The organism is Mesorhizobium sp. M5C.F.Ca.IN.020.32.2.1 (genome assembly GCF_004023105.1).
In the GTDB taxonomy this organism is placed as follows: Bacteria; Pseudomonadota; Alphaproteobacteria; order Rhizobiales; family Rhizobiaceae; genus Mesorhizobium; species Mesorhizobium wenxiniae.
The window spans coordinates 1-2,708 of sequence record NZ_RZSX01000848.1; the positions used below are offsets into that span (position 1 = coordinate 1).

General features: G+C 61.5%; 5 protein-coding genes. All 5 read left to right on the forward strand.

What is annotated here, in order from left to right; genetic code table 11:
* The coding region (locus EOA86_RS29785) for a DUF4893 domain-containing protein (RefSeq protein ID WP_128344916.1) at positions 1-312 on the forward strand (312 nt) is incomplete at its 5' end.
* 16 nt (positions 313-328) lie between these two features.
* Positions 329-598, forward strand: a complete 270-nt coding sequence (locus tag EOA86_RS29790; protein ID WP_128344918.1) for a hypothetical protein — start codon at positions 329-331, stop codon at positions 596-598.
* Positions 595-1,506, forward strand: a complete 912-nt coding sequence (locus EOA86_RS29795; RefSeq protein ID WP_245497418.1) for a fatty acid desaturase — start codon at positions 595-597, stop codon at positions 1,504-1,506. Before EOA86_RS29790 ends, EOA86_RS29795 begins: the two co-directional genes overlap by 4 nt.
* Positions 1,507-1,744: 238 nt before the next feature.
* Positions 1,745-2,047: a virulence factor gene (locus tag EOA86_RS29800; RefSeq protein ID WP_095521910.1), complete on the forward strand. Its 303-nt coding sequence runs from the start codon at positions 1,745-1,747 to the stop codon at positions 2,045-2,047.
* A complete protein-coding gene (locus tag EOA86_RS29805) occupies positions 2,040-2,639 on the forward strand; it encodes a methylenetetrahydrofolate reductase C-terminal domain-containing protein (RefSeq protein ID WP_128344919.1) in 600 nt (199 codons plus the stop codon). The genes EOA86_RS29800 and EOA86_RS29805 overlap by 8 nt, the downstream gene beginning before the upstream one ends.
* Positions 2,640-2,708 lie beyond the last annotated feature (69 nt).

The following is a 2,708-nucleotide window of genomic DNA, read 5'->3' on the forward strand; positions in this document are numbered from 1 at the left end:
GCCGGCGGGCTGAGCCCGCTCGTCATCTATGGCTGGTTCAAGTGCAAGGTGAGCGACGACGGTTCGGGCTGGATGCTGGAAAAAATCACCGGTTCGCAGCGCACCAAGGGGCGTTTCTTCGACGACGGCGAAAAGCGCTCGATCTATCTCGGCTCCCTTTCTGTCAACGACGATCCTGCAAAACCCTATGGCGGCGGCCCGCAAAGCGATCAGGTCGGCTATACCTTTCGCAACCGCGCCAACGAATGGCGCATCGAGTTCCCGGCGCCCTATTACGAATCGAAGCTCGACATCCTTGAATTCAAGCGCTGAGCGCGCGATCCCTGGCTTGCGGCGGCTGCGGCAGGTGCGCGGCAAGCCTGAGGCAGGCGATATGATTTCAAGCCACGCGCTGCGGCAGGCGGCATTCTCACGCGATAGCATCGAGGCGGTCAGGGATGCGCAGCCGGCAAGCTTGCCATATCATATCCCGGGCCTGCCCTCGAAACAGTGGTCATCCTACGATCTGGTTCTATTTCTGGACCGGCTTAAAAACCTGCGTCTGTTACCGAGCGCCGATTTACCGGACGGCGCCCCGGCGATAAGCTTGCCGGTATGAGCGAAATCGACCACCGCACCATCATCGCCAGCCTTTCGGTCGAGGATCGTCGCGACCTCACCGCCAAACTGGACAGGCCCGGCATTGTCCGGCTGACCGTTCACGGCGGGCTGGTTGTCGTGCTGGGCGTGCTGATCGCCGCCCGGATTCCGTTCTGGCCCATTCTCATGCTGCCGCAGGGGGTCCTGATCGTCTTCTTCTTCACGCTGTTGCACGAGACCATCCACGAAACGGCCTTCAGGACGGCGTGGCTCAATCGGACCATCGCCACCGTGACCGGCTTCCTGATCCTGCTGCCGCCGGCCTGGTTCCGCTATTTCCATTTCGCGCACCACCGCCACACGCATGATCCGGACAACGACCCCGAACTGATGGCGCCGAAACCGGAGACCGTAGTCCAGTACCTGCGTTATCTCTCCGGCGTCCCCTACTGGACCAGCATGGCGCGCGTGATCGTCGTCAACGCGGCCGGCCGCTACCGCGACGGCTTCGTGCCGGAAAAGGGCCGCGACAAGGTGATTTCGGAAGCACGCTTATTTCTGACCGCCTATGCGGTGCTGCTGATGATCTCACTGGCTGTGCAGTCGTCGCTGCTGCTGTGGGTTTGGATTGTGCCGGTGCTCGTCGGCCAGCCCTTCTTGCGGGCCTATTTGTTGGCCGAGCACGCGCTTTGCCCGCATGTCGCCAACATGCTCGAAAACACCCGCACCACCTTTACCACGCGGCTGGTGCGCTTCGTGGCGTGGAACATGCCGTACCACTCCGAGCACCATTCCTATCCGGCCGTTCCCTTTCACCGCCTGCCGCGTTTCCATCAGATCGTCGCCGAACACCTGCGAACAACCGAGCGAGGCTATATCCGCTTCCACAGGAAGCTTGTCGGCAGCTTCGATCGTCGCACCGGCTGATCCAAACCATATATCGAAAACTCTCACCTTTCCTTTTGCGGCCTCCAATTGCGTCGCTTTTGAATGCGCGCGCGTCGTCCCATAACAAGCAGCCCAACAGCGCTTCCGGCAATGCTCCGAACCACTGCATCGGCCCGAAAATCGGAATCGATCTCCGGAAAAGTACGATGCAGCTGAGCCAAAGTAGTAGAGCGTCCTTTCCGATTGGACGCACGGCGCTCTACGGGAGTAGGAATTCATGGCCGATCTGATCGTCGTCTACTGGCGCGACATCCCCGCCCAGGTCATCGTCAAGAAAGGCCGGCAGAACGCCAAGCGCGAATTGCCGCTGCGTTTCACCGAGGCGATCGACATGTGTGCGATGCGCACCGGCGCCGGCGGCACCGACGACTACCTGGCCGAATGGCGCAAGGCCGACCCCGTGCCGGTCAGCGATGATCTTGAAGGCGAGGCTGAAAAAGCCCTTCAGGACATCGACGCGAAATACGACCGCGAACGGCTGGTCGCTCTGGTTAAAGCGGGCGGGAAAGAAGATGTCTGAAACGACCCCGGCGATTACCCAGGCCACTCTGGTCAAGAAGGCAGCGCCGAAATCCGACTACAAGCCGGCCGACGTGTCGCCGCAGCGGCGCGTGCAGCGCTCCTTCGCGGTCAGGCTGTGGTCCGTCCGCCACTCGCGACTCCTCGAATGGTTCTACGCCAAGTTCTCCGACATGTTTTTGCTCCTCCATCCGCTGTGGAAGCGCATCGGTTACGGCCGCGTCGAAGGTCCGATCAAATTTGTCGAAAAACGCGTCAAGGGTTTTATGTTCGACTGCCGCATGTGCGGCCAGTGCATCCTTTCTTCTACCGGCATGTCGTGCCCGATGAATTGCCCCAAGCAATTGCGCAATGGCCCCTGCGGCGGTGTGCGCGCCAACGGCAATTGCGAGGTCGAGCCTGATATGCCGTGCGTTTGGGTCAAGGCCTGGGAAGGTTCACGCTACATGGTGCATGGCGACAAGATTCTCGACGTGCAGAAGCCCGTCGACCAGTCGCTGCGTGAGACCTCGGCATGGCTGCGGGTGACGGCACAGGCTGCCGCCGCCCGCGAAGCCTCGCGCAACACCTCTAACCCTGGAGCATCGGCATGATCGGCCGCCAGCGCGACGAGACCCCGGCCGGCATCCACCTGCCACTCGATCCCCTGCCCGGCCACACCT

What these genes read in the sequence shown, in the direction of transcription:
- EOA86_RS29795 (WP_245497418.1), top strand. Translation starts at nt 595, where the DNA reads ATGAGCGAAATCGACCACCGCACCATCATCGCCAGCCTTTCGGTCGAG.
- EOA86_RS29800 (WP_095521910.1), top strand. Translation starts at nt 1,745, where the DNA reads ATGGCCGATCTGATCGTCGTCTACTGGCGCGACATCCCCGCCCAGGTC.
- EOA86_RS29805 (WP_128344919.1), top strand. Translation starts at nt 2,040, where the DNA reads ATGTCTGAAACGACCCCGGCGATTACCCAGGCCACTCTGGTCAAGAAG.